Origin of the sequence: Amycolatopsis dongchuanensis, assembly GCF_039542405.1 — a bacterium.
Taxonomy (GTDB): Bacteria; Actinomycetota; Actinomycetes; order Mycobacteriales; family Pseudonocardiaceae; genus Amycolatopsis_E; species Amycolatopsis_E sacchari.
Map to the genome: position 1 here is coordinate 9,560 of NZ_BAABIB010000041.1, position 21,530 is coordinate 31,089.

The window sequence follows — 21,530 nt, forward strand, 5'->3', positions numbered from 1 at the left end:
CTGCCGGGCGGCCGGGTGCGGCTGGGGTCGGCGGCTGGGGTCGGCCGTGGCCTGCCGGGCGGCGGGGTGCGGCTGGCGGCAGGTGCGCCTGGGCCTGCCGGGCCGCCGGGTGCGGCTGGCGGTGGGGTCGGCCTGGCCCGCGGGGGCATCCGATGTGCCGGGGTGCGCGCCCAACCTGCGCGAGCGGCCGGGAGCGCCTGCCCGGGCGCCTCGCCTGCGGGCTGGAACTGTCGGTGGGTCCGCCTAGCCTGCGGGCATGATCCTGGAACTGGCGATGGTGACGGTGGACTGCGCCGACCCGCGGCGGCTGGCGGCGTTCTGGTGCGGGGCGCTCGGCGTGCGGGTCGACCACGACTGGGGTGAGTTCCTGGTGCTGACGCCCGCGCGGGACGGCGGCGTGCGGCTGGGGTTCCAGCGGGTGCCCGAGGAGCGCGCGGGGAAGAACAGGCTGCACCTGGACCTGGCGACGCCCGACCGGCAGGGCGAGGTGGCGAGGCTGCGCGGGCTGGGCGCGGAGGTCGTCGCGGAGCACGAGGCGCCCGGGATGAGGTGGACGGTACTGACCGACCCGGAGGGGAACGAGTTCTGCGTCGGGGAAGGTGAGTGAGGCCGGGCCTCGCGCGATGTGGGGCGCGGTCGGGGCGGGCGGGGTTCCCGGGAGGCCGGGCCTCTCGCGTGGCGAGGCCGATCGCGGGGTGACGGCCTGAGGTGATTTGAGGCCCGCGGGGCGGGCCGGAGGGGCGGTGGGCCCGTCCCCCGGGCGGGGCGGTGCGAGGCTCGCGGGACCGGGCTAAGCGGGCGGGCTCCGCAGGGCGGCAGGCTGAGGTGAGGCAGGGTCCACGGGACCGGAGCGGCGCGGGGCCAGCGGGCCGGACCGGAGCGGCGCGGGGCCAGCGGACCGGGCCGGAGCGGTGCCGAACCCGCGGTAGAAGGCGGCCACTTCAAGGACGAACGGTGCGCCACGCTCGCCACCACCAGAGGACCACCCCCGCCTCAACACCTCCGCACCTCACCGCGGCAGCACCGCCCCCAGCTCCCGCGCCGCGGCGCGGAGGGCCGGGACGAACGCCTCCAGCTCCGCCACGCTCGTCCGGTACGCGGGCGCCGCCGTGGACAGGGCCGCTATCGCGCAGCCGTCGGGGCCCAGCACGGGCACGCCGACCGCCCGGATGCCCACCTCGTGCTCCTCGTCCGCCACCGCGTACCCGCGCGCCCGCACCGACTCGATCTCCCGCGCGAACTCCGCCCGCGACGTGATCGTCCGGGGCGCCAGCGCCGCCAGCTCCAGCGACGCCACCAGCTCCTCCCGGTGCGGCGCGAACGCGACCAGGCACTTGCCCATCGACGTGCAGTGCAGCGGCCCCCGCCTCCCCGGCTCACCCCGGATCTGGATCTGCCGCGGCCCCTGCACCGAATGCACGTACACCTGGTGGTGCCCGTCGAGCACCGCCATCAGCGTCGGCTCGCCCGTCTGCTCCGTCAGCGCCCGCAGCACCGGCAACGCGACCCCGGCGAACCCCCGCGCGTGCGAAACCTGCTGCCCCAGCTCGAACAGCCGCAACCCCAGCGCGTACCGCTTCGAGCCCGGATCACTGCGCGCGAAACCGTGGTCCTGCAACGAACTCAGCAGCCGGTGCGTCGTGCTCACCGGATAGCCCGCCCGCCGCGCCAGCTCCGACAGGCCCACTCCCTCGGGATGCTCACCGAGCAGGGACAGCACGTGCAGGGCCTTCCCCACCATGTCAGCCATCAACCACCCCTTGACGTCGCCCGGGCAAGGTTCCACACTGCAAAGCACACCACATCGCGGAAGAGCTTTCCACATGACGGAAAGCACGGCAAGGAGGCCGACATGGAGAGCGCACCGGTGGCCGAGGCGACGACACTGGGCAGGCAACGCTGGCTCCGCCTGATCCCGATCGTGTTCGTCACCTACAGCCTCGCCTACCTCGACCGCTCGAACTTCTCGATCGCGACGGCCGGTGGCATGGCCGAGGACCTGCACCTCACCAGCTCGGCGTCCGGGCTCGTCGGGGCGTCCTTCTTCGCCGGGTACTTCCTGCTCCAGGTCCCCGGCGTGCTCTACGCCGACCGCCGCAGCGTGCGCGACCTGATCTTCTGGTCGGTGCTGGCGTGGGGCGTGCTCGCGACCCTGCAGGGCCTGCTCAGCTCGGTCACCGCGCTGATCGTCGTCCGCTTCCTGCTCGGCGCGGTCGAGGCGGCCGTCCTGCCCGCGCTCGTCGTGCTGCTCGCCCGCTGGTTCACGAAGGCGGAACGCGGACGCGCCAACGCCTTCCTCATCCTCGGCAACCCGGTCACCGTGATGTGGCTGTCCGCCGTCTCCGGCTACCTCATCGAGGCGACGTCGTGGCGCGGCATGTTCATCATCGAGGGCCTGCCCGCGCTGGTCTGGGCGTTCGTCTTCCGCGCACAGGTGCGGGACCGGCCCGCCGACGCGCGCTGGCTCGCCCCGGCCGAACGCGACGCCGTGGACGGCGCCATCACCGCCGAGCAGGCCGAACTCGCGCGCACGGCGGAACCCGGCGGGCGGCACCCGCTCGTCGACGCCCTGCGCTCCCCCACGGTGCTCGTGCTGGCCGCGCAGTACCTGCTGTGGAGCATCGGCGTCTACGGCTTCGTGTTCTGGCTGCCCTCGATCGTCAAGGCCGGGTCGTCCGCGGGCATCGGCGCGACCGGCCTGCTGTCGGCGATCCCGTACTTCTTCGCCGTCGTCGCGATGCTGCTGAACTCGCGCGCGTCCGACCGCACCCGCCTCCGCCGTCGCTACGCGTGGCCGTGGCTGCTGGCCGGGGCGATCACGTTCTACGGCTCGTACCTCGCCGGGCACAACGCCTTCTGGCTGTCGTTCGCGCTGCTGGTGCTGGCGGGTATCGCGATGTACGCGCCGTACGGCCCGTTCTTCGCGATGATCCCCGAGCTGCTGCCGCGCCGCACCGCCGGTGTCGCCGTCGCACTGGTCAACGCCGCCGGGGCCCTCGGTGGCTTCCTCGGCACGTATCTGGTGGGCTGGTTGCGCAACGCCACCGGCAGCGACGCCGCTGCCTTCCTGATGCTGGCGGGCACGATGGCCGCGTCCGCCGTCATCCTGTTCGCCGTCCGCAACCCGAAAGCGAAGGTCGCATGACCGCACGAGTGCTGCTGCCCTGGACCGATCTGGCCGTTCCCGCGGAGCTGGAGGCCGCGTACTACGACGGCAGCGGCGCGCCGCCGGAGGGCCTCGACGGGATCGAGTTCTACGTCCTGCCCTACGACTCCGGCCCGGAACCGCCGAAGCTGATCCCCCGGCTGCCGTCGCTGAAGGCCGTGCAGGCGCTGTCCGCGGGTGTGGACAACCTGCTGCCGCTCATCCCCGAGGGCGTCCAGCTCGCGAACGGCCGCGGCCTGCACGACCTGAGCGTCGCCGAGCACACGCTCGCGTTGATCCTCGCCGCGCAGCACGACCTGCCGCGCTGGTTCCGCCAGCAGCCCGAGGGTTCGTGGGCGCGCGAGCACACGCGGTCGCTGGCCGACTGCCGGGTCCTGCTCGTCGGCTACGGCTCGATCGGCAAGGCCATCGAGCGCTACCTCGTCGCCGGAGAAGCCGAGGTGGTCCGCGTCGCCAGCCGCGCCCGCGAGGGTGTGCACAGCATCGACGAGCTGCCGGAGTTGCTGCCCGGCGCGGACATCGTGGTGCTCGTGCTGCCCGACACGCCGGGCACCCGTGGCCTGCTCGGCTCCCGTGAGCTGGCCGCGCTGCCGCAGGACGCGCTGGTCGTCAACGTCGGGCGTGGCACGGCGATCGACACCGAAGCGCTCACGACGGCCGTGGCCGAAGGCCGGGTGCGGGCCGCGCTCGACGTGCTGGACCCCGAACCGCTGCCGTCTGAACATCCACTGTGGACGCTGCCGGGCGCGATCATCACGCCCCACGTCGCGGGTGGTTCGGCCTCCTTCTACCCGCGCGCGAAGCGCCTGGTGGAACAGCAGCTGGTGCGGTTCGCGAAGGGTGAGACGCTGGCCAACCTCGTGGGCTAACTTGGCTGCGTGTGGTTCGCCGTCCTCGGTCCGACGCAGGTGACCACCGGCGGGACCGTCGTCGCCGTCGGTGGCCCGCGGGTGCGCGCGCTGCTCGCACTGCTGCTGCTCGATGCAGGCCGGGTCGTCAGCACCGACCGGCTGATCGACGGGCTGTACGGCGAGCAGCCGCCCGAGGGCGCCGCGAACGCGCTCCAAGCCCAGGTTTCACGCCTGCGGCGGGCTCTCGGCTCCGATCTCGTCGAGCTGCGGCCGGGTGGGTACCGCGTGGCGGTGGAGCCCGACGACGTCGACGTACACCGCTTCACGCGCCTGGCCCGCGAAGGACGCGAAGCGCTCGACACCGGTGATCACGCGAAGGCCGCGGAGCTGCTGGAGAGCGCCCTGGCGTTGTGGCGCGGCGTAGCGCTCGCCGACGTCGAAGCCCCCTTCGCGGAAGGGCAGCGGGTACGTCTCGAAGAGCTGCACCTGTCCGCCACGGAGGACGGCGCCGAGGCGCGGCTCGCACTGGGGGACGCGGCGGCCCTGGTGCCCGAACTGCGCGAACTGGTCTCCGCGCACCCGCTGCGCGAACGGCCGGCCACCCTGCTCGTGCGCGCCCTCAACGGCTCGGGCCGCCAGGCCGAGGCGCTCACGGTCTTCGAGGACACGCGCCGCACCCTGGCCGACGAGCTGGGCGCCGATCCCTCCCCCGAGCTCGCCGACGCGCACTTGGCGGTGCTGCGTGCGGAACCCGTGCGGACCAGGCCGGTACCCACCCCGTTGACGAGTTTCCTCGGCCGCCGAGCCGAACTCGCCCGCGTCGGTGAACTGCTGGCGCGGGCACGGCTGGTCACGCTCACCGGTCCGGGCGGCGCGGGCAAGACGAGGCTGGCGGTGGAAGCGGGCGTCCAGCACGGCGGCGAGACGTGCTTTGTCGATTTCTCTCCTTTGCGGGACGGATCCGAGGTGCCCCACGCCCTCCTCGACGCGCTCGGGCTGCGGGAGAGCGGCCTGTTCGGCGCCCCGGGGCAGACGGACGCGGTCGAGCGGGCGGTCGCGGCGCTGACCGCCCGAAGTCTGTTGCTGATCGTCGACAACTGTGAGCACGTGGTCGACGATGCGGCCGCGCTCCTGCAACGGTTGCTGACCGGTTGCCCGGGAGTCCGCGTGCTGGCGACGAGCCGGGAGGCACTCGGCATCCCCGGCGAGGTGCTGTGCCCGCTCCCGCCGCTGGACCTGGCACCGGCGGCCGCCCTGTTCGCCGAACGGGCCGCGGCCGTGGCGCCGGGCGCCGTGCTCGACGAGGAGGTCGTGCGCCGGATCTGCGCCGCGCTCGACGGCCTGCCGCTCGCGATCGAGCTGGCCGCCGCCCGGCTGCGCACGATCCCCTTGGCACAGCTGGAATCCCGGCTCGACGACCGGTTCCGCGTGCTCTCCCGGGGCAGTCGCACCGCCGCGCCCCGGCACCAGACGCTGCGTGCGGTGGTGGGCTGGAGCTGGGACCTGCTCGACCCGGCCGAACAGGAGCTGCTGCGCAGGCTGTCGGTCTTCGCGGGCGGCGCCACGGTGGAGTCCGCCGTGGTGTGCGAGGTGTCCGAAGTGGACGACCTGCTCGCCGGGCTGGTCGAGAAGTCCTTGCTGGAGGCCGAAGACGGCCGGTTCCGGCTGCTCGAAACAATCCGCGCGTACGGCGCGGAGCGGCTGGCGGAGGCCGGTGAGCACGAGCGGTTCTCCCGCGCGCACGCCGAGCACTTCCTCGGCCTGGCGCGGACGGCGGATCCCCACCTGCGCCGCGCCGAGCAGCTGACCTGGCTCGCCCGGCTGACGGCCGAGCACGCGAACCTGCACGCGGCGCTGCGCTGGGCGGTCGGCGCGGACGTCCGGCTGGCGCTGGAGCTGATCGGTGCGTTGTCGTGCTACTGGTGGCTGCGGGGGACGCTCAGCGAGGTGGCACCGCAGGCGGCGCGGCTGCTCGGCAGGCTGGACACGGTGCCGGACGGGCTGGCCGAGGAGTACGCGCTGACCGTGCTCATCGCCGGTCCGTCCACTGTGGAGGACCACTTCCGGCGGGTCGAGGAGATCATGGACTCGCTGCCGGGCGCACCGCGCCTGCCGTACCTGCTGGTCGCCTGGGCGTTGTTCAGCGGCCCGCCCGACGAGCCCCCGCCCGCTGTCGCGGACCGGCTCCGCGACAGCGGCGATCCGTGGGTGCGGGCGCTGGCGCACTTCTCCCTGAGCTACCTGGACCTGTTCGACGGACGGCTGGCCGGGGCGGAGCGCGAGTTCTCGACCGCGCTGGAGTTCTTCCGCGGGGTGGGCGACCGCTGGGGGACGGCGCAGGTACTCGACGGCCTCGCGACGCTGACGGAGTTCGCCGGTGAGCGCGAACGGTCGCTGGCGCTGACGGACGAGGCGATCGCGCTCGTGGCCGAGCTCGGCGCGCGGGAGGAGCTGGCGGAGCTGTGGTGCCGGCGTGCCGACCGGCTGCGGCACAGCGATCCCGCGGCCGCCCGGGCGGACTACGAACGTTCGGCCGAGCTGGCGCGGCTCGTCGGCGTCCCGGCGACGCTGGCGCTGGCACACCTGGGCTTCGCCGAACTGGCCCGGCTGCGTGGCGATCTCGCCGAGGCGCGGCGCTGGGCGGACCAGGCGCTCGGCGAGTGCGGGGCGGGCTGGCAGAGCACGGGCGCGCGGGCCCGGGTGCTGACCGCGCTGGGGCGGATCGCGGAAGCGAGAGGAGACCTGGCGGAATCCCGGGCGTGGCACCGGCAGGCGATCGAGCTGACGCTGGACCGCCGGTTCCGCCACGACCTCGTCGCGGCGGTCGCCGGTGCGGCTCCCCTGGCGCTCGCCGAAGGTGATCCACCCCGGGCCGCCCGCCTGCTCGGTATCGCCGACGGCCTGCGCGGTACTCCGCTCGCCGGTGATCCGGAGGTGGACCTCCTCCGCGCCCGTCTCGCCGCGGAGGAGGTCGACCGGGGCCGCCGCATGTCGTACGCCGAGGTCAGGGCCTACCTGCGGGGTAGTCCTTCAGCTTGAGCTTGTTCGCCGCCCGGACGGTGAGCCACAGGAACAGCGCCAGCATCGGCTGCCGGGACAGCATGCGGTACGTCCGGTTGCGGCCGCGGATCTTCGCCGCCGTTTCCGGTGCCAGGAAGGAGCCCGCGTTGCGGGCCTGCTTCAGCCCGGCCTCGGCGGCGGGCCGCACCTCCCGCTCGTACCGCGCGAACGCCACCCGGTGGTCACCGCCCGCCGCGGCCAGTTCGCCCGCCAGGACGTAGGCCGCCATCATCGCCAAGCCCGTTCCGCCGCCGCCGGGGCCCGCGCCCCACGCCGCGTCGCCCACCAGCGCGACCCTGCCCCGCGTGTACCGCTCCAGGTGGATCTGGCACGTGGAGTCGAAGTACACCTCCTCGGCGTCCCGCAGGGCTTCGAGCAGCTTCGGCACCTCCCAGCCGAGGTCCCGGTACAGGTCGTGCACGATCTTCTTCTGCTGCTCGACGTCGTGCCGGTCGTACTCCAGCCCCTCGGCGCGGAACCAGAAGCCGACGCCGATCCGGCCGGTCCCGCGGATGCCGCTGACCATCACCCCTCGCCCGGGCACGTTGTACATCAGGGCCTTCCGGTCGAGACCCAGGTGATCGGGCGCGGAGAAACCCGCGAACGAGTAGCCGGTGTCGGTGCGGAACCGCGTCTCGGGTCCGAAGGTCAGCGCCCGCACCCCCGAGTGCAGCCCGTCGGCGCCGAGCACGAGGTCGAACCGCCGGGGCGCGCCGTGGGCGAAGGTGACGTCCACGCCGTCGGCGTCCTCACGCAGGGAGGTGATCCAGTCGCCGAAGACGTACTCGGTCCGGTCCTTCGTCGCGTCGTACAGGACGCGGCTGAGGTCCCCACGCAGGATCTCGACCTCGCCGCTCATGAACTCCGGCGGTAGTGCGGCGACGTGCCGACCGGTCTCGTCGAGCGCCACCAGCGGGCCCATGTCCGTCCGGTGGCGCCGGACCTCGTCCAGCAGCCCGGCCCGGCGCAGGACCTCCAGCTGGTTGCCGCGGAAGTCGACCGCCTGCCCGCCTTCGCGCAACGCGGGCGCCCGCTCCACGACCGTCGTCCGGTGGCCGTGGCGGCCGAGCCACAGCGCCAGTGACGGACCCGCGATGCTGGCGCCGGAAATGAGGATGTGCATGTCAGCCCCTCTCGTCGTCTCGATGGGACCGAGCTTCGACGAGAGCGCTGACCGGCGGCTGACCGTGCGCTGACGGTCAGGACGCCTGGGCGTACTCCTCGATCAGCGAAGCCGTGCAGTGGCAGTCGCCGTCGACCTCTTCGCACGTCACGACGAACGTGTGCCGCACCCGGTCGAAGTCGCGGCAGCCGGGTTCGCTGCACTCCACGACCTCGTCGGTGTGCACGATCAGCGTGCCGTGGCAGTGGTCCAGGTCGGCGACGCAGTTAGGGCACTCCATGAGGCCTTGCTACCACCCCGCGGGACGAGACCGTGGGACGGGGTGCGGCGTGTCGCGCGAGAGTTCAGGCACTCTTGGGGGAACGCCTGGCCGCGGGCTTCTTCGCCGGCGCCTTGCGCGCCGCGGGCTTGCGGGCCTTCTTCGCCTCGGACACGCTCGCCTCCAGCGCCGCCATCAGGTCCACGACGTCGGACTTCGCGGTCTTCTTCCGCGGCTTGCGGGTGTCCTCGCCCGCGACCTTCGCCTCGATCAGCGATTCCAGCGCCTCGCGGTAGCTGTCGGTGTACTTGCCGGGGTCGAACACGGGCTCGGTGAGGGAGTCGATGAGCGAACCCGCCATGCTCAGCTCCTGCGGCCGGATCTGCGGCGGGTCGTCGTCGAGGAAGCCGAAGTCCGGGGTGCGGACCTCGTCGGGCCACAGCATCGTGGTCATCACCAGCACGTCCGCGTGCACCCGCAGCAGCGCGAGCGTCTCCCGCTGGCGCAGCGCGACCTTGGCGATCGCCACGTTCTGGGACTTGTGCAGCGCGTCCCGCAGCAGCACGTACGGCTTGATCGCGGTCTTCTGCGGTTCGAGGTAGTAGTGCCGGTCGTAGTGCAGCGGGTCGATCGCCTCCAGCGGCACGAACTCCAGCACGTCGATCACGTTCGAGCTGGACAGCGGCAGCCCTTCGAGATCGGCGTCGGTCAGCACGACCATCTCGCCGTCGTCGAGCTCGTAGCCCTTCGCGATCTCGCCGTAGGGCACCTCGACGCCCTCGAGCGAGCAGAACCGCTTGTACTGGATGCGGCCGCCGTCGCTCTCGTGCACCTGGCGCAGGGACAGGTTCTTGTTCTCCGTGGCCGCGTACAGCTGGATCGGGATCGTGACCAAGCCGAACGAAACGGAGCCCTTCCACATCGATCGCATCGCGAGTGCCCTCCCGCTGGTGGCGACATAAGCCCTGGTCACACCGTACGCGGGGAATCGCGTCCCGACTAGTTGCGCCCGCGTGCGCCGAGCAGCGCCGCGGCCGCCGTCCGGGCGTGCGCGGCGGGGTCCGTCCGGCCGAAGATCCCCGCCGTGACCATGGCCCCTTCGGCGAGGAGCAGCAGCTGACCAGCCAGTTCGGCGGGCAGCCCGGCCGCGGCGACCAGTTCCTCCAGGTAGGTCCGGAATGCCTCTTTGTGGTGACGGGCCTGCCGCGTCACGGCCGCCGACACCGCCCCCAGCTCCCCGTAGGAGTTGATCCACGCGCAGCCGCGGAAGCCGGGCTCGGCGAACCACAGCTCCAGCCAGTCGAACACGGCGAGGATCCGCCGCACCGGGTCGTCGTGCTGCTCGACGTGCTCCGCGAGCCGGGCGCGCCAGGTCGTGTCCCGGCGCTCCAGGTACGCCTCCACCAGCTGCTCCTTGGCGGGGAAGAGCCGGTAGAGCCGCTTGAGCGAGACACCGGACGCCGCGCGGATGTCGTCCATGCCCACGGTCTGGACGCCGCGGGCGTAGAACAGCTCCTCCGCGGCGTCCAGCAGCCTGTCCCTGGCGACGTCAGGATCCATTGTGGACACGGAGCACGTCCCTGGTCAGCTCCAGGTGGCCGAGGTGCTGCGCCAGCTCCTCGTACGCGTGCAGCAACGCGGCGGCCTGCGTCCGGCCGACCGGGGTGTCGCGGTACTTCTGCGGCGACGGCTCCCGCAGCGGACCCCGCGGGTCCGCCGCCGCGACGTCCTCGTGCAGCTGCCGCTTCGCCCGCTCCACGCGCGCGACGAGGTCGGCGACCTTCCCGGTGGCGCGGAACTCCGCCTCCCGGTCCCGCTCCACCTGCCGCCCGGCGACCATCCGGCTGACCCAGAAGTCGAGCACGCCGATGCAGTGGGTGACGATGCCGTAGGGGGAGTTGGTCTGCGGCGGACCCGGACGCTCGTTCACCAGGTCGTCACCGAGCTCCGTCACGACGGCCACCATGCCGTCGAGGGCCCGGTCGGTGAAGAACAGGAACTCCTCGGCAGTGATCATCCCGCACCCCTCACTCGTCGGTCACCAGGACGTTACGCCACCGTCCTTCCTGGAACGGCCCGCACCGTGGATGCTGTTGCGCATGAGAAGCACGATCGACCTGCTCGGGCGCCGCTGGATGCTGCGGATCATCTGGGAGCTCAGCTCCAGCCCGGCCGGTTTCCGCGAGATGCAGCGCCGGTGCGGGAACATGTCGTCGAGCGTGCTGTCCAGCAGGCTGACCGAGCTGATCGGGGCACGGCTGATCACCGGCGACGCCGGCCGCTACCGCCTCACCCCGCTCGGCGAGGAACTGGTGAGCGCACTGCAGCCCTTGCAGGAGTGGAACGCGAAGTGGGAGGGCGAGCTGCACGCCTGAACTTCAGCCCGGCAGCAGCTCGGTGACCAGCCGGGTCAGCTGCCGCAGGTTCCGGCACTCGTGCATGGGCACGACGCGGGCGTACCGCAGCGCGGCCGAATCGCCTGTGCCCCAAGCTGATCGCGGCTCGGGGTTCAGCCAGTGCACGTGCTTGGCGCGGTCGGCGATCTCCCGCACCGCGGGGAGGTTCGGGTCCCCGCCGTTGGTGCGGCCGTCGCCGAGGATCAGCACCGACGTGCGCGGGCCGATGGCCTCCGCCCAGCCCTCGACGAAACTGCCGAGCGAATCCCCGTAGTCGCTGCTCATGCCCCAGCGCGTCAGCTTCGCCTCGGTCAGGATGCGGCGTGCCAGCGCCTCGGGATCGGCGGCGGAGGCGGTGACGAGGTCGGTGATCTCGTCGGTCAGCTCGACGAAGGCAAAGGTCCGGACCTTGCTGAACTGGTCGGCGAGCGCTCGCACGAGCAGCAGCGTGAACTGGGCGAAGCCCGCGACCGAACCGGACATGTCGCACAACAGCACCAGTTCCGGCCGCCCTGGCCTGCGCTCGCGCAGCACCGGGCGCATCGGCACGCCGCCGGTCGCGAGGGACCGGCGCAGCGTGCGGCGGAGGTCGATCTGCCCGCGCCGGGCGCGGCGGCGGCGGTTCGCGAGCCGCGTGGCGAGCTTGCGGGACAACGGCTGGATGGTGCGCCGCAGCTCGGCGAGCTGCGCCGTGCTGGCGTTGGTGAAGCTCACGAGATCGGTCTGCGGGGCGACGGCGTGCCGCGCGATCCGTTCGCGGCCGCGGTATTCGGCCGTGCGGCGGCGGGCTTCGGCCTGCACCTGCTCGCGGAACGCGGCGATGCGCGAGCGCGCCTCCTGCCGGGCAAGCGCTTCCCCGAGCCCGTCGCCCTGCGCGCCGCGGATCGCCGCGAGCACGCGGTTGAGCAACGCGTCGGGCCGCACGCGTTCCAGCGTCTGGTAGGCGGACCAGCCGCTCATCCCGCCGCTGCCACCACCCTGGCCACCCTGGCCGCCCTGGCCGAACGAGCCGTACTGCCCGAACACGTCGACCCCGGCGGCCGCGAGCGCCCGCATGCGTTCGGCGTCGCCGTGCGCGAGCGCCTCGACGAGTGCTTCCCGCAGCTCCGCCAGGTCCGTGGTTTCCGCGGCGGTTTCGGCGGATCCCACGGCGACGGGGAAGTACAGGTCGAACAACGCGTCGAAGGTGGCTCGCTGCCCGGACCGGCGGAGCAGCGTCGCGGCGAGCGCGGCGCGGAGCTGTTCGCGGTCGGCCAGCCCCAGCACGTCGACAGCCGCGGCGGCGTCGACGGTTTCGCCCGGCCCGACGCCGATCCCGTGCTCCCGCAGGGCACCGACGAACTCGACCAGCCGGCCGGCCAGCGCGTTCACGACGACGCCGTCAGCCGGTCCAGCCGCAGCTCGGCGGCTGCCTTCCGGTGGTCGCTCTGGTACTTCAGCAGCACCCCGAGCGTCGCTTCGACGACCTCCTCGTCGAGGGTTTCCGCGCCCAGCGCGAGCAGCGTGCGCGCCCAGTCCACGGTCTCCGCGATGGACGGCGCCTTGCGCAGCTCCAGCTCCCGCAACGCGCCGACGACGCGCACGACGGACTCGGTCAGCCGCGCGTCCAGCTCCGGCACCTTGAGCGTCACGATGTCGCGCTCCAGCTCCGCCGACGGGAAGTCCAGGTGCAGGAACAGGCAGCGCCGCTTGAGCGCCTCGGACAGCTCGCGGGTGGCGTTGGAGGTGAGCAGGACGAACGGGCGGCGCGCCGCGGTGATCGTGCCGAGCTCGGGCACGGTGACCTGGAAGTCGCCGAGGACCTCCAGCAGCAGGCCCTCCATCTCGACGTCCGCCTTGTCGGTCTCGTCGATCAGGAGGACCGTCGGGTCGGGGTTGCGGATGGCCTTGAGCAGCGGGCGGGGCAGCAGGAACTCCTCGCTGAACACCTCGTCGCGCGCCTGTTCCCAGCCCTCGTCGCGGCCGGCCGTGATGCGCAGGAGCTGTTTGGCGTGGTTCCACTCGTACAGCGCCCTGGCCTCGTCGATGCCCTCGTAGCACTGGAGCCGGACGAGGTCGCTGCGCGTGGCCTCCGCGACCGCGCGGGCCAGCTCGGTCTTGCCCACGCCCGCGGGCCCCTCGACCAGCAGCGGCTTGCCGAGCCGGTCGGCGAGGTAGACGGTGGTCGCGACGGGGGTGGACGCCAGGTAGCCGACGGCGGCCAGCCGCTCGACGACCTCGTCCACGGAGCCGAACAACGGTTCCTGCATCGCTCCATTGTCGGGGCGCACGCCGCCAGGCCCCCGATGGCGTGCGCAACGTCACTACCCGTGGGTACGGCGCTCGTCGCGCAGCCGATCACGGCGCGTCATCCCCCGGCGACGGATGAGCTGCGCCGGTACCGGAACTGTGACCGTGAGTGACCACTGCTCGTCGGCGGAGACGAGCTGGAAGGTGACCATGCCGAGCCAGCCGCCCTCCTCGCGCTGGATCCACTCGTGCAGCATCCCCGGCACCTCGGGTTCGACGCGCAGGGCGGCGGGGTTGCGGGGGCCGTAGTCGTCCACACTCGGCCTGAACAGGCGCCGGACCTGGACCCACACCCGCCGCGGCGGCGACACCGAACGCACCCACGGCGGCCGCTCCACGTGCTCTCCCTACCCCTGACGCCGACGCCGGGCCGGCCGCTTCCCCCGGCCGGCCCGGCATCTCCCGACATTAGAACACGCGTTCGATGATCACAAGGTGTCACGGGCGTCGGAATGACTCAGAGTGACAGGGGTCGCAGGACGGAGCCATTTGCCCGGGGCGCCGTTCTCCGGACGTGCGCGGTGAACGGTTGAACGACGGTTTGTGGTCCTGCCCGGGCTGGGCCGGGGAGCGGACCTGTCCCAGCGGGTACCGCGCTCGGCGGCCTGGTCGGCCGCGGCCCTCGCGAAGGGACCGCGGCGCGCGGTCCACCTGATCCACCGCCCGGTGGCACCTCCGGCCGGGATGACGGTCGCCGACCTGGCGGCGTGGCACGGGACGGCGTTGCGAGCCGCTTCGGCGAGCCGGTGGACGTCATGGGGGTCTCGGGTGGCGGGACCACCGCACTCCAGCTGGCGCTGGACCACCCCGCTGTCGTGCGGCGGCTGGTGGTCTGCGTCGCGGCGAGCCGGATCGACGGGTCCGGGATGCGGGACCTGCGGCGGGTGATGGCGCTGGAAAGCCAGGGGCGGTCCCCGGCGCGCGTCGCCACCCGCCTGGTCGCCCACGGTCCCGTGCGGCTGCCGGCACTGGCCGGGTTCGCGCTCGCGCCGAAGCGGGCTCGCGCGCCGGGCGAAGCAGCACTCGTCGAAGCGGCCGCGCAGTGGGACGTCACCGGGCGGCTCGGCGAGATCACCGCGCCCACGCTCGACTCAGCGTGACAGCAGCCGCAGGACGAGCGCGGCCGCGGAGACCAGCAGCAGGACCACTGGGGCGGACAGGCCACCGAAATCCCGCTTGCGGAGGTGCGCCCCCACCGCGCCCACGAAGTACAGCACCACGCCGATCGCCGCGGCGATGCCCAGCGGCGGCCACCAGATCCCGACGAGCAGCCCGGCCGCGCCGGCGAACTCGCACGTGGCCAGGAACGGGAACAGCCCCAGCGGCACCCCGATGCCCGTCAGGCTGGTCACGACCTGGTCGGCGCGTGTGAGCTTCGCGATGCCGGAACCGACGAGCGCGATCGACAGCAGCACCGCGACGGCGACGTAGGCGACGGTCAAGGGGACACCTCCGTGGGAACGGGTTTTCCGGCGCTCAGCCGCTCATGCACCAGCCGGAGCCGGACTTCTTGATCGGCATCGGGAAGGAACGGGAGTTGCCTGCGGCCGAAGCCTGCAGAGTGAGCGTGCCGGTGGTACCGGTGACCTGCGGCGCACCGGCGGCGGAGTAGACCACCTGCGGCGGCACCTTGTCCAGGATGGACTGCAGCTCCTGGGTCTCGCTGGCGCTCATCGGGACGCACGACAACGGCGGGAACTTCGAGACGACACGCGTGTTGTAGGCGTCGAGGATCGCGTCCTGCAGCTCCTCCGGCGTCGCCTTGCCCGCGGAACTGCCCGACGAGCTGCTGGGGGTGCGCTTGCCGCTCGGCGACGCGGGCGCGCTCGACGACGGCTGGGGCGCGGGCGCGGCCTGCTGCTTGTCGTCGTCGCCGCCGGTGAGCAGCACGATCGCGGTGACGCCGCCCCCGACGAGCAGCACCACGCCGGCGATGATCGCGGCGATGAGGCCCTTGCTGGTGCGGCGCGGCGGTTCGCCACCCGGTTGCGGCGCGCCCCAGCCGGGCTGCGGCGGGTACGGCTGCTGGGGCTGCTGTCCCCACTGCTGCGGGTACGGCTGCTGCGGGTACTGCTGGCCCGGGTACTGCTGCTGCGGATATTGCTGGCCCGGGTACTGCTGCTGCGGGTCGTACGGTCCCGGCTGCCCAGGCTGCGGCGGATAGGTCATGGAAGGGCTCCCCCTGCTTGGTTGATCAGGGGTCACGCTAGCGCTTCGTCCCTTCCGGACACCAGCGGTTCAGCTGTACCGCGCCGGGCGCCACCGCCACCCCGTCTCGCGCAGGGCTTCCGCCCGCGCCAGGACGGCGTCGAGGCGGGTGGCGGATTCCTCGGCGCGCCAATAGCGTCCGGACGCCGTGGTCTGCGTGGAGTGCGTGCGGTACAAGGTGCTGGGCTCGGCGATGAACACGCCCGGTGCCACGGCCTCCGCCGCGAGGAGGAGACCGATCGTCTCGGCGCCGGTGAGCGCGGGCCAGCCGCCGAGTGCCCGCACGAGCGCCGTGTGGGCCGCGAACGTCGCCGCGAGCACGGACAGGCGGTCCTCGCGCTGCTCGGCGAGGAAGCGGCCGGGTTCGACCGGGCCGTCCGGCGGGTCGTACGGTCCGGGCACGGTCGTCCCGTCGGGCAGCAGGTCGAGTGCGGCGGACGTGCACCAGGCCGCTGTGCCCAGCGCTGCGATGTCCCGGGCGAGCGCACCCGGCAGGAGCACGTCGTCGGCGTCGAAGGTGCGCAGGACCGTGCCGGTCGCGCGGGTCAGCGCCATGGTGCGCGCGACGGCGGCGCGGCCGGGCAGCCCGTGACCGATCAGCACCCGCTCGTCCGGCGGCAGGACGCGCTCGGCCAGCCCCGTGTCACCGTCCTCCTGCAAGCACCACTCCCAGCTCCAGCCGTCGGGCAACTCCTGCTTCACCAGCGATTCGTAAGCGTCGGCGAGGTAATCACGCGCACCGGCGTGAACGGCGCTGATGACACTGATCGTCGGCACGGCACCATCCTGTCAGGAGGGTGTCCCGGCACTGATCCCTACCGGCAGCGCACCCGCATCCCCGCCCAGTCGCGGTAGGCGAGGAAGCGGGCGGTGCCCTTGACGTTGTGCGGGCCGGGGTGATGCCCAGGACTGGTCCAGGGCGTTTGCCCGCCGCGGCGGAGCTCAGCCGTGCACGAGCTCCCCGGAATCCAGCAGTGGCACGGGTTTCCCCAGCAGGTGGAGGTCGAGGAACGCCCGCACGTGGTCGCGCGTGAGGCGGGCGACGTGCTCCGCCGGCAAGGCCGCGCCCGCGTCCAGGCCAGCCTGTTCCGCGAGCAGGCCGATGTCGGTGAACGAGGCGTGCAGCGCGCCGCGCACCGTGTACCACCGCTTCCAGCCGGTCAGCAACGTCCACGCGCTCTCCCACGTGTCGGCGGCCGGTCCGCTGCCCCGCGTGTACTGCGCCGCGCGCCCCAGGAACAGGAACGGCGTCGCGAGACCGGGTTCGACCAGCTCGGGGTGCACGGAGCCGTCGATGTTGACACCGGCCTGGATCCGCGGATCCGTTGACACGGCGGTGAGTGCGCTCGCGCCGCCCACGGAATGACCGGCCATCGCGACGCCGGACGGTGCGAGGTCGCGAGTCAGCTCGTCGAGCACGAAGGAGGCGTCAGCGGCGCGGCCCGCCACCAGTTTCTCCCAGAAAGCCTTTTCACGCCCGGAGTTCCCCGCCAGGCAGGTCGCGAGGCGGCCGTCGGGGAAGGTGGTCGCCGCGCTCTCGTGCGTGTGGTCGTTCCCCGCGACGAGGTAGCCGTGGCTCGCCAGCTCCTCCGCCAAGCCGGAGAGGGTGGCGCGGGGTTTGCCGAAGCCGGGCGACAGCAGGACGAGCGGACCGGTGCGGTCGCCGATCGGCACGTCGTCGTAGGCGTGGGTCCGCGTCGTGCTCAGGATGCCGGGCGGCAGCCCCACCACGCGACCGGCCCGCAGCACGAGTTCCGACTCCAGCGGCGTCAGGTAGCCGTTCCGCCGGTGCCCGGGAGCGGCGGCGGGGAACCACAGGGTGAGCATCAGCTCCCGCGGTTGGTCCACCGGCAGCCACGGATCGTTGCGGCTGTGGTCCACCAGGTGCAGGGCCGTCGCGCCGACCGGGTGAGGGCCGGTGGGCTCGGGTAGGCGAAGCGTGGTCGGGTGCACGGGACCGAGTGTGGCCACCGCCGCCACTCCGGCACATCCGGAACATCCCTGGTTTCCTCAGCCCACCGCCGCCCGGATCGTGTCGCGCAGCCACCGGTGCGCCGGGTCCGCGTCGAGGCGGGCGTGCCAGCTCAGGCGCACGTCTACCGCCGGGAGGTCGACCCCCACCGGGAACGGGCGGATTCCCAGCGGCGGGCCGTACTGCTCCGCGAGCCGCGACGGGACCAGCCCGACGTAGTGGCTCGACGCGACCAGCAGCACGGCGACCGCGAACGTCGGCACCACGGCGGCGACGTGCCGGTGCAGGCCCGCAGCCTCCAGCGCGTCGTCCAGCGGCCCGCGGGACCGGCCTCGGCGTGAGGCCGAGACGTGCGGGTAGCGGCACAGCTGCGCGAGCGTCGGGCGGCGGTGGCGCCCCAGCGGGCTGTCGGCGCGCACGATGCCCACCAGGCGTTCCCGGTACAGCGGGGCCGTCCGCAGGTCGGGCGCACCCGGCTCGCCGACGCCGATATCGAGGTCGACCGAACCGTCACGCAGGGCCTCCGTGCTTTCGTTGCCCTCCGCGACGAAGCGCAGTGTCACGCCCGGAGCGGCCCCGGAAACCGCCTCCACCGCCGCCGTCGCGAGCGTCGCCGCCACACCGTCGTTGATGCGGATCGTGAAGGTGCGGTTCAGTTCGGCGACCGGGACCTCGCGATCGGCGCTGATCAACGCCGACGCCTCGTCCAGCAGCGAACGCACCCGCGGCGCGGTGCGCAGCGCGAACGGCGTCGGCACCATCCCCCGTCCCGCGCGCACCAGGATCGGGTCGTTCATCGCCCGCCGCAGCCTGCCCAGCGCGCGGCTCGTCGCCGGGATGGACAGGTGGAGGCGCTCGGCGGCGGCGGTCACGCTGCCCTCTTGGAGCACCGCGTCGAACACGCGCAGCAGGTTCAGGTCGAGGTCCCCGTACACAGTTGCATCCTACGCAAAGACTCCTTGCCAAAGTTGCGTGGCGCGAGCACCCGCCGGATTCCTACCGTCGATCCCATGCCGCTCAACCTGATGACACCGGAAAAGACCCGACGAGGCCTGCTCACCCTCATGTGCACGTGCGTCGTGCTCGTCGTCGGGATGGTCGCCGCGATCAACCTCGCGGTGCCCCTACTCGCCGCGAGCACGCTGCACCCGTCCGCATCGGCGCTCGTCTGGATCGTCGACACCTACGTGGTCTTCTTCGCCTGCCTGGTGATCCCCGGCGGCGCGGCGGGAGACCGCTTCGGGCGCAAGGGAGTCCTGCTGGCCGGACTGGTGCTGTTCGCGGCGGGCGCGCTCGTCTCGGCGATCGCACCGGACGTCGCCGTGCTGCTCGCCGGACGCGCCGTCACCGGCATCGGCGCCGCCGCCGTGCTGCCCAACACGCTGGCCGTCCTGCTGCACGCCGTGCCCGCCGAACGCCGGGGTCCGACGATCGCGACCTGGGCGTCCATGACGGGCATCGGCGGGGTCATCGGCAACGTCGGCGGTGGTGCCGTGCTGACCGGCGGGTCGTGGCGCTGGCTGTTCGCCGCGGTCGTGCCGGTCGCGCTCGTGCTCGCCGCGGTCGTGGGGCGCATCGCCCCGGTGTCGCCACGGCACGACCGCCGCCTCGACCCGCTCGGCGCGGTGCTGCTCGTCGCCGCGTCGGTGGCGTTGCTGCTCGGCATCGTGCAGGGGCCGGAAGCCGGGTGGGGCAGCCCCGTCGTCGTGATCGGTTTCGTCGCGGCCGCGGTGTTGTTCGCGGTGTGGACGATCGTCGAACTGCGGGTCGAGCACCCGCTGCTCGACCCGAGGCTGTTCCGCCTCCGCGGCCTGCGCGGGGCGTGCCTCGGCATGACCGTGATCTTCTTCGGGATGTTCGCGCTGTTCTACGTCAACGCGTCGTTCCTCCAGTACGGCAAGGGGTTCGGCGTGCTGCTGACCGGACTCGGGATCGTGCCGCTGACGCTGCCGATCATCCTCGGCGGACGGCACGTCGGGCGCCTGTCGGCGCGGATCGGCCTCATGGCCACCGTCGCGCTCGCGTTCCTGTTCGTCGGCGGAGGGCTGCTCGGGTTGTCGTTCACCGGCACGGAGACGCCGTACCTCGGCTACGCGGCGTGGCTCGTCATGACCGGGATCGGGGTGACGCTGGCGCTTCCGACGTTCTCCGGGGTGATCGCCGGGTCACTGCCCCCGGCGCAGGCCGGCGTCGGCACGGGGCTGCAAGCGACCACCCGCGAGTTCGGCAGCGCGCTCGGCGTGGCGGTCATCGGCACCGTGCTCACCGCGCGGTTCACCGCCGCGCTGCCCCCGGACCTCCGCAGGGCGCACACCGTGGCACAGGCACTCGCCGAAGCACCCGGACGCGCTCCGGACGTCGTGGCCGCGTTCGTCTCGGCCGCGGATTCGGGGCTGCTGGTGATCGGGGTGGCTGTGCTCGTCCTCGGGGCGCTCGTCGTCCCGCAAACCAGGAAAGGGTCCTGACCATGCACATCTTCATCACCGGGGCGACCGGCTGGATCGGCTCCGCCACCGTCGACCACCTCCTCGAAGGGGGTCACGAGATCACCGGGCTCGCCCGCTCGGACGCCTCCGCGGACGCACTCGCCCGGCGGTGCAGGCGATCGGAGAGGTGCTCGCTGGTTCGTACCGGCCGTTCGTCCTCGCGTCCGGGCTGTACTCCATCGCACCCGGCCGCGTCGCCACCGAGCAGGACCCTTCGCCGTTCCACGGCGTCGAGTCGTCGCGAGGCGGCAGCGAGAACCTCGCGCTGGAATTCGCCGAGCGCGGGGTCGGCACGGTCGTCGTGCGGTTCGCGCCCACCGTGCACGGCCCGGGGGACAACGGGTTCATGGCCGGGCTCGTCGGGATCGCCCGCGCCAAGGGCAAATCGGCCTACATCGGCGACGGAACCCACAGCTGGGCGGCGATCTCCCGGAGCGACGCGGGGCGGGTCGTGCGACTGGCGCTCGACAACAAGGTCGCGGCGGGCACGGTCCTGCACGCCAGCGCGGAAGCCGCGATCCCCACCCGCGCCATCGCGACCGCCATCGGGCAGGTGCTCGGCCTGCCCGTCGTGTCCCTTACCGCGGACGAAGCCGGTGAGCATTTCGGCCGGCTGCACCGGTTCTTCGGCACGCGACGCGTGCGCTGCTCGGCTGGGTCCCCAGCGGCCCGACGCTCGCCGAAGACTTCGGCACCTACGTCTGAAAGGAAGAACCGATGTCCGAGTTCGAAGCCAACGTGACCGCGTTCATGCTCGTCAAGACGACGCCCGAGTGGCTGCGCCTCACCGTGGAGGAGCGCGTGGCAGCCTTCGAGAACGAGGTCGTACCCGTGATCAAGAGCAAGGCGCGGGGAGTCCGGTCGCGCTTCTTCGACACCGAGTTCTACTCGGCCGGCGTCACCGACGTGTGGATGTGGGAGGCGCAGGACCACGAGTCGTACCAGCTCGTCGTCGAGGCGCTGCGGGAAACGCCGTTCTGGGACAAGTACTTCGAGGTCGTCGAACTCCTCGTCGGCGTCGAGAACGGGTACGCCAGGAACTACGGCACCCGGGCGCCGACGAGCATCAGCGCCTGACCTCCGCGTGCTGGGGCCGCCGGAGTGCCGGTCCCAGCACGCGGCGCCACACGGCGACGTGCAGGATCACCGCCAGGCTCAGCGAGTTCAGCAGCGCATGGGTGACCCAACCGTCCACTTGGGACACGCCTGCGGCCTCCGCGACAACGCGGAACAACCACGACAGCACCACGGTCAGCACCGCCACGGCCACCAGCGCCAGCGTGCGGCCGGGCAGTGGCGTCAGCAGCACCGCCGGCCACGCCTCGAACAGCATCGACACCACCAGCACCGACGCGATGCACGCCCCCGCCACGGCGGTGATCCGGCTGGGTTCCGCCACCTGGGCCCCCACGAGGTACGTGCCCCAGGCACACGCCACGACCGCCACGTTCGCCGTCAGCAGGCGCACCGGCCGCCGCGGAATCCTGGCGAACGGCCAGCCGCGCAACGCGACGTACCAGATCATCTGCCACGCCCCGAGCACCGTGAACCACGCCCCGTAGGTCTCGCCCGGCACCACGCCCGACCGCACCAGCAGCAGGAACGCCACCAGACCCGCCACCCAGCACAAGCCCAGCGCGGCGAAACCCGACGTCGTCCGCCTTAGTGAACAGTTCAGAATGGGCTGGCGTGTCGGCTTTGCTTGCGGTGCAGGATGTTC

The 21,530-nt window shown here is 72.7% G+C and carries 23 protein-coding genes and 2 pseudogenes; 10 read left to right on the plus strand and 15 right to left on the minus strand.

Annotation, left to right across the window (positions count from 1 at the left end):
* The first annotated feature begins 256 nt into the window (after positions 1-256).
* Complete coding sequence (locus tag ABFX51_RS07655) at positions 257-607, plus strand: VOC family protein (protein WP_346053080.1); 351 nt, start codon at positions 257-259, stop codon at positions 605-607.
* A gap of 402 nt (positions 608-1,009) precedes the next feature.
* Here ABFX51_RS07655 and ABFX51_RS07660 read toward each other — a convergent pair whose 3' ends face one another.
* Positions 1,010-1,750, minus strand: coding sequence for an IclR family transcriptional regulator (locus ABFX51_RS07660; RefSeq protein ID WP_346053082.1), 741 nt, complete (start codon positions 1,748-1,750; stop codon positions 1,010-1,012).
* A 102-nt stretch (positions 1,751-1,852) separates the two neighbouring features.
* On the opposite strand from ABFX51_RS07660, the gene ABFX51_RS07665 reads away from it, so the two are divergent.
* Genes ABFX51_RS07665 through ABFX51_RS07675 form a run of 3 tightly spaced genes read left to right on the plus strand, consistent with a single transcriptional unit; the run spans position 1,853 to position 7,056 of the window.
* Complete coding sequence (locus ABFX51_RS07665) at positions 1,853-3,145, plus strand: MFS transporter (RefSeq protein WP_346053084.1); 1,293 nt, start codon at positions 1,853-1,855, stop codon at positions 3,143-3,145.
* Positions 3,142-4,035, plus strand: a complete 894-nt coding sequence (locus ABFX51_RS07670; RefSeq protein ID WP_346053086.1) for a 2-hydroxyacid dehydrogenase — start codon at positions 3,142-3,144, stop codon at positions 4,033-4,035. Before ABFX51_RS07665 ends, ABFX51_RS07670 begins: the two co-directional genes overlap by 4 nt.
* 9 nt (positions 4,036-4,044) lie before the next feature.
* Positions 4,045-7,056, plus strand: coding sequence for an AfsR/SARP family transcriptional regulator (locus ABFX51_RS07675; protein WP_346053088.1), 3,012 nt, complete (start codon positions 4,045-4,047; stop codon positions 7,054-7,056).
* Here ABFX51_RS07675 and ABFX51_RS07680 read toward each other — a convergent pair.
* From ABFX51_RS07680 to ABFX51_RS07700, 5 genes are all read right to left on the minus strand, one after another.
* Entirely contained in the window at positions 7,022-8,200 is a 1,179-nt protein-coding gene (locus tag ABFX51_RS07680) for an FAD-dependent monooxygenase (RefSeq protein ID WP_346053090.1), read from the minus strand. The genes ABFX51_RS07675 and ABFX51_RS07680 overlap by 35 nt on opposite strands.
* Positions 8,201-8,276: 76 nt before the next feature.
* Positions 8,277-8,480: a hypothetical protein gene (locus ABFX51_RS07685; RefSeq protein ID WP_346053092.1), complete on the minus strand. Its 204-nt coding sequence runs from the start codon at positions 8,478-8,480 to the stop codon at positions 8,277-8,279.
* Between the two features lie 64 nt (positions 8,481-8,544).
* Positions 8,545-9,390 (minus strand): non-homologous end joining protein Ku, encoded by an 846-nt coding sequence (ku, locus tag ABFX51_RS07690; protein ID WP_346053094.1) that lies wholly within the window; start codon positions 9,388-9,390, stop codon positions 8,545-8,547.
* Positions 9,391-9,458: 68 nt separating this feature from the next.
* The gene (locus ABFX51_RS07695) at positions 9,459-10,019 is read right to left on the minus strand and encodes a TetR/AcrR family transcriptional regulator (RefSeq protein WP_346053096.1); all 561 of its coding nucleotides are present in this window, start codon (positions 10,017-10,019) and stop codon (positions 9,459-9,461) included.
* Positions 10,009-10,476, minus strand: a complete 468-nt coding sequence (locus ABFX51_RS07700; RefSeq protein ID WP_346053097.1) for a mycothiol transferase — start codon at positions 10,474-10,476, stop codon at positions 10,009-10,011. Before ABFX51_RS07700 ends, ABFX51_RS07695 begins: the two co-directional genes overlap by 11 nt.
* An 82-nt stretch (positions 10,477-10,558) precedes the next feature.
* Here ABFX51_RS07700 and ABFX51_RS07705 point away from each other — a divergent pair, with 82 nt between their 5' ends.
* A complete protein-coding gene (locus ABFX51_RS07705; RefSeq protein WP_346053099.1) occupies positions 10,559-10,834 on the plus strand; it encodes a winged helix-turn-helix transcriptional regulator in 276 nt (91 codons plus the stop codon).
* A 3-nt stretch (positions 10,835-10,837) separates the two neighbouring features.
* Here ABFX51_RS07705 and ABFX51_RS07710 read toward each other — a convergent pair whose 3' ends face one another.
* Genes ABFX51_RS07710 through ABFX51_RS07720 form a run of 3 tightly spaced genes read right to left on the minus strand, consistent with a single transcriptional unit; the run spans position 10,838 to position 13,482 of the window.
* The gene (locus tag ABFX51_RS07710) at positions 10,838-12,226 is read right to left on the minus strand and encodes a vWA domain-containing protein (protein ID WP_346053101.1); all 1,389 of its coding nucleotides are present in this window, start codon (positions 12,224-12,226) and stop codon (positions 10,838-10,840) included.
* Positions 12,223-13,104, minus strand: coding sequence for an AAA family ATPase (locus ABFX51_RS07715; protein ID WP_346053103.1), 882 nt, complete (start codon positions 13,102-13,104; stop codon positions 12,223-12,225). Before ABFX51_RS07715 ends, ABFX51_RS07710 begins: the two co-directional genes overlap by 4 nt.
* 54 nt (positions 13,105-13,158) lie before the next feature.
* Positions 13,159-13,482 carry a hypothetical protein gene (locus ABFX51_RS07720; protein ID WP_346053105.1) on the minus strand — a complete coding sequence of 108 codons (324 nt, stop codon included), beginning with the start codon at positions 13,480-13,482 and terminating at the stop codon, positions 13,159-13,161.
* Positions 13,483-13,851: 369 nt separating this feature from the next.
* On the opposite strand from ABFX51_RS07720, the gene ABFX51_RS07725 reads away from it, so the two are divergent.
* Positions 13,852-14,244: an alpha/beta fold hydrolase gene (locus tag ABFX51_RS07725; protein WP_346053107.1), complete on the plus strand. Its 393-nt coding sequence runs from the start codon at positions 13,852-13,854 to the stop codon at positions 14,242-14,244.
* Here the strand turns inward: ABFX51_RS07725 and ABFX51_RS07730 are convergent.
* The 5 genes from ABFX51_RS07730 to ABFX51_RS07750 form a co-directional block, all read right to left on the minus strand.
* Positions 14,236-14,586, minus strand: coding sequence for a DoxX family protein (locus ABFX51_RS07730; protein WP_346053109.1), 351 nt, complete (start codon positions 14,584-14,586; stop codon positions 14,236-14,238). The genes ABFX51_RS07725 and ABFX51_RS07730 overlap by 9 nt on opposite strands.
* A 34-nt stretch (positions 14,587-14,620) precedes the next feature.
* Complete coding sequence (locus tag ABFX51_RS07735; protein WP_346053111.1) at positions 14,621-15,313, minus strand: hypothetical protein; 693 nt, start codon at positions 15,311-15,313, stop codon at positions 14,621-14,623.
* Between the two features lie 69 nt (positions 15,314-15,382).
* Positions 15,383-16,129 (minus strand): glycosyltransferase, encoded by a 747-nt coding sequence (locus ABFX51_RS07740; RefSeq protein WP_346053113.1) that lies wholly within the window; start codon positions 16,127-16,129, stop codon positions 15,383-15,385.
* A 165-nt stretch (positions 16,130-16,294) separates the two neighbouring features.
* Positions 16,295-17,305, minus strand: coding sequence for an alpha/beta hydrolase family protein (locus tag ABFX51_RS07745; protein ID WP_346053115.1), 1,011 nt, complete (start codon positions 17,303-17,305; stop codon positions 16,295-16,297).
* A 57-nt stretch (positions 17,306-17,362) separates the two neighbouring features.
* Positions 17,363-18,259: a LysR family transcriptional regulator gene (locus tag ABFX51_RS07750; RefSeq protein ID WP_346053116.1), complete on the minus strand. Its 897-nt coding sequence runs from the start codon at positions 18,257-18,259 to the stop codon at positions 17,363-17,365.
* Between the two features lie 129 nt (positions 18,260-18,388).
* On the opposite strand from ABFX51_RS07750, the gene ABFX51_RS07755 reads away from it, so the two are divergent.
* The 4 genes and pseudogenes from ABFX51_RS07755 (at position 18,389) to ABFX51_RS07770 (ending at position 20,887) form a co-directional block, all read left to right on the plus strand.
* On the plus strand, positions 18,389-19,789 hold the full coding sequence (locus tag ABFX51_RS07755; RefSeq protein WP_346053122.1) for an MFS transporter: 1,401 nt from the start codon (positions 18,389-18,391) through the stop codon (positions 19,787-19,789).
* Between the two features lie 2 nt (positions 19,790-19,791).
* Positions 19,792-19,854 (plus strand): annotated as a pseudogene (locus ABFX51_RS07760) (hypothetical protein); the annotation flags it as partial.
* Between the two features lie 65 nt (positions 19,855-19,919).
* Positions 19,920-20,552, plus strand: coding sequence for a Rossmann-fold NAD(P)-binding domain-containing protein (locus ABFX51_RS07765; RefSeq protein WP_346053118.1), 633 nt, complete (start codon positions 19,920-19,922; stop codon positions 20,550-20,552).
* Complete coding sequence (locus ABFX51_RS07770) at positions 20,528-20,887, plus strand: darcynin family protein (protein ID WP_346053120.1); 360 nt, start codon at positions 20,528-20,530, stop codon at positions 20,885-20,887. The genes ABFX51_RS07765 and ABFX51_RS07770 overlap by 25 nt, the downstream gene beginning before the upstream one ends.
* On the opposite strand, the pseudogene ABFX51_RS07775 reads toward ABFX51_RS07770, so the two are convergent.
* Positions 20,877-21,530, minus strand: a pseudogene (locus ABFX51_RS07775) (hypothetical protein); the annotation flags it as partial. The gene ABFX51_RS07770 and the pseudogene ABFX51_RS07775 sit on opposite strands and share 11 nt — an antisense overlap.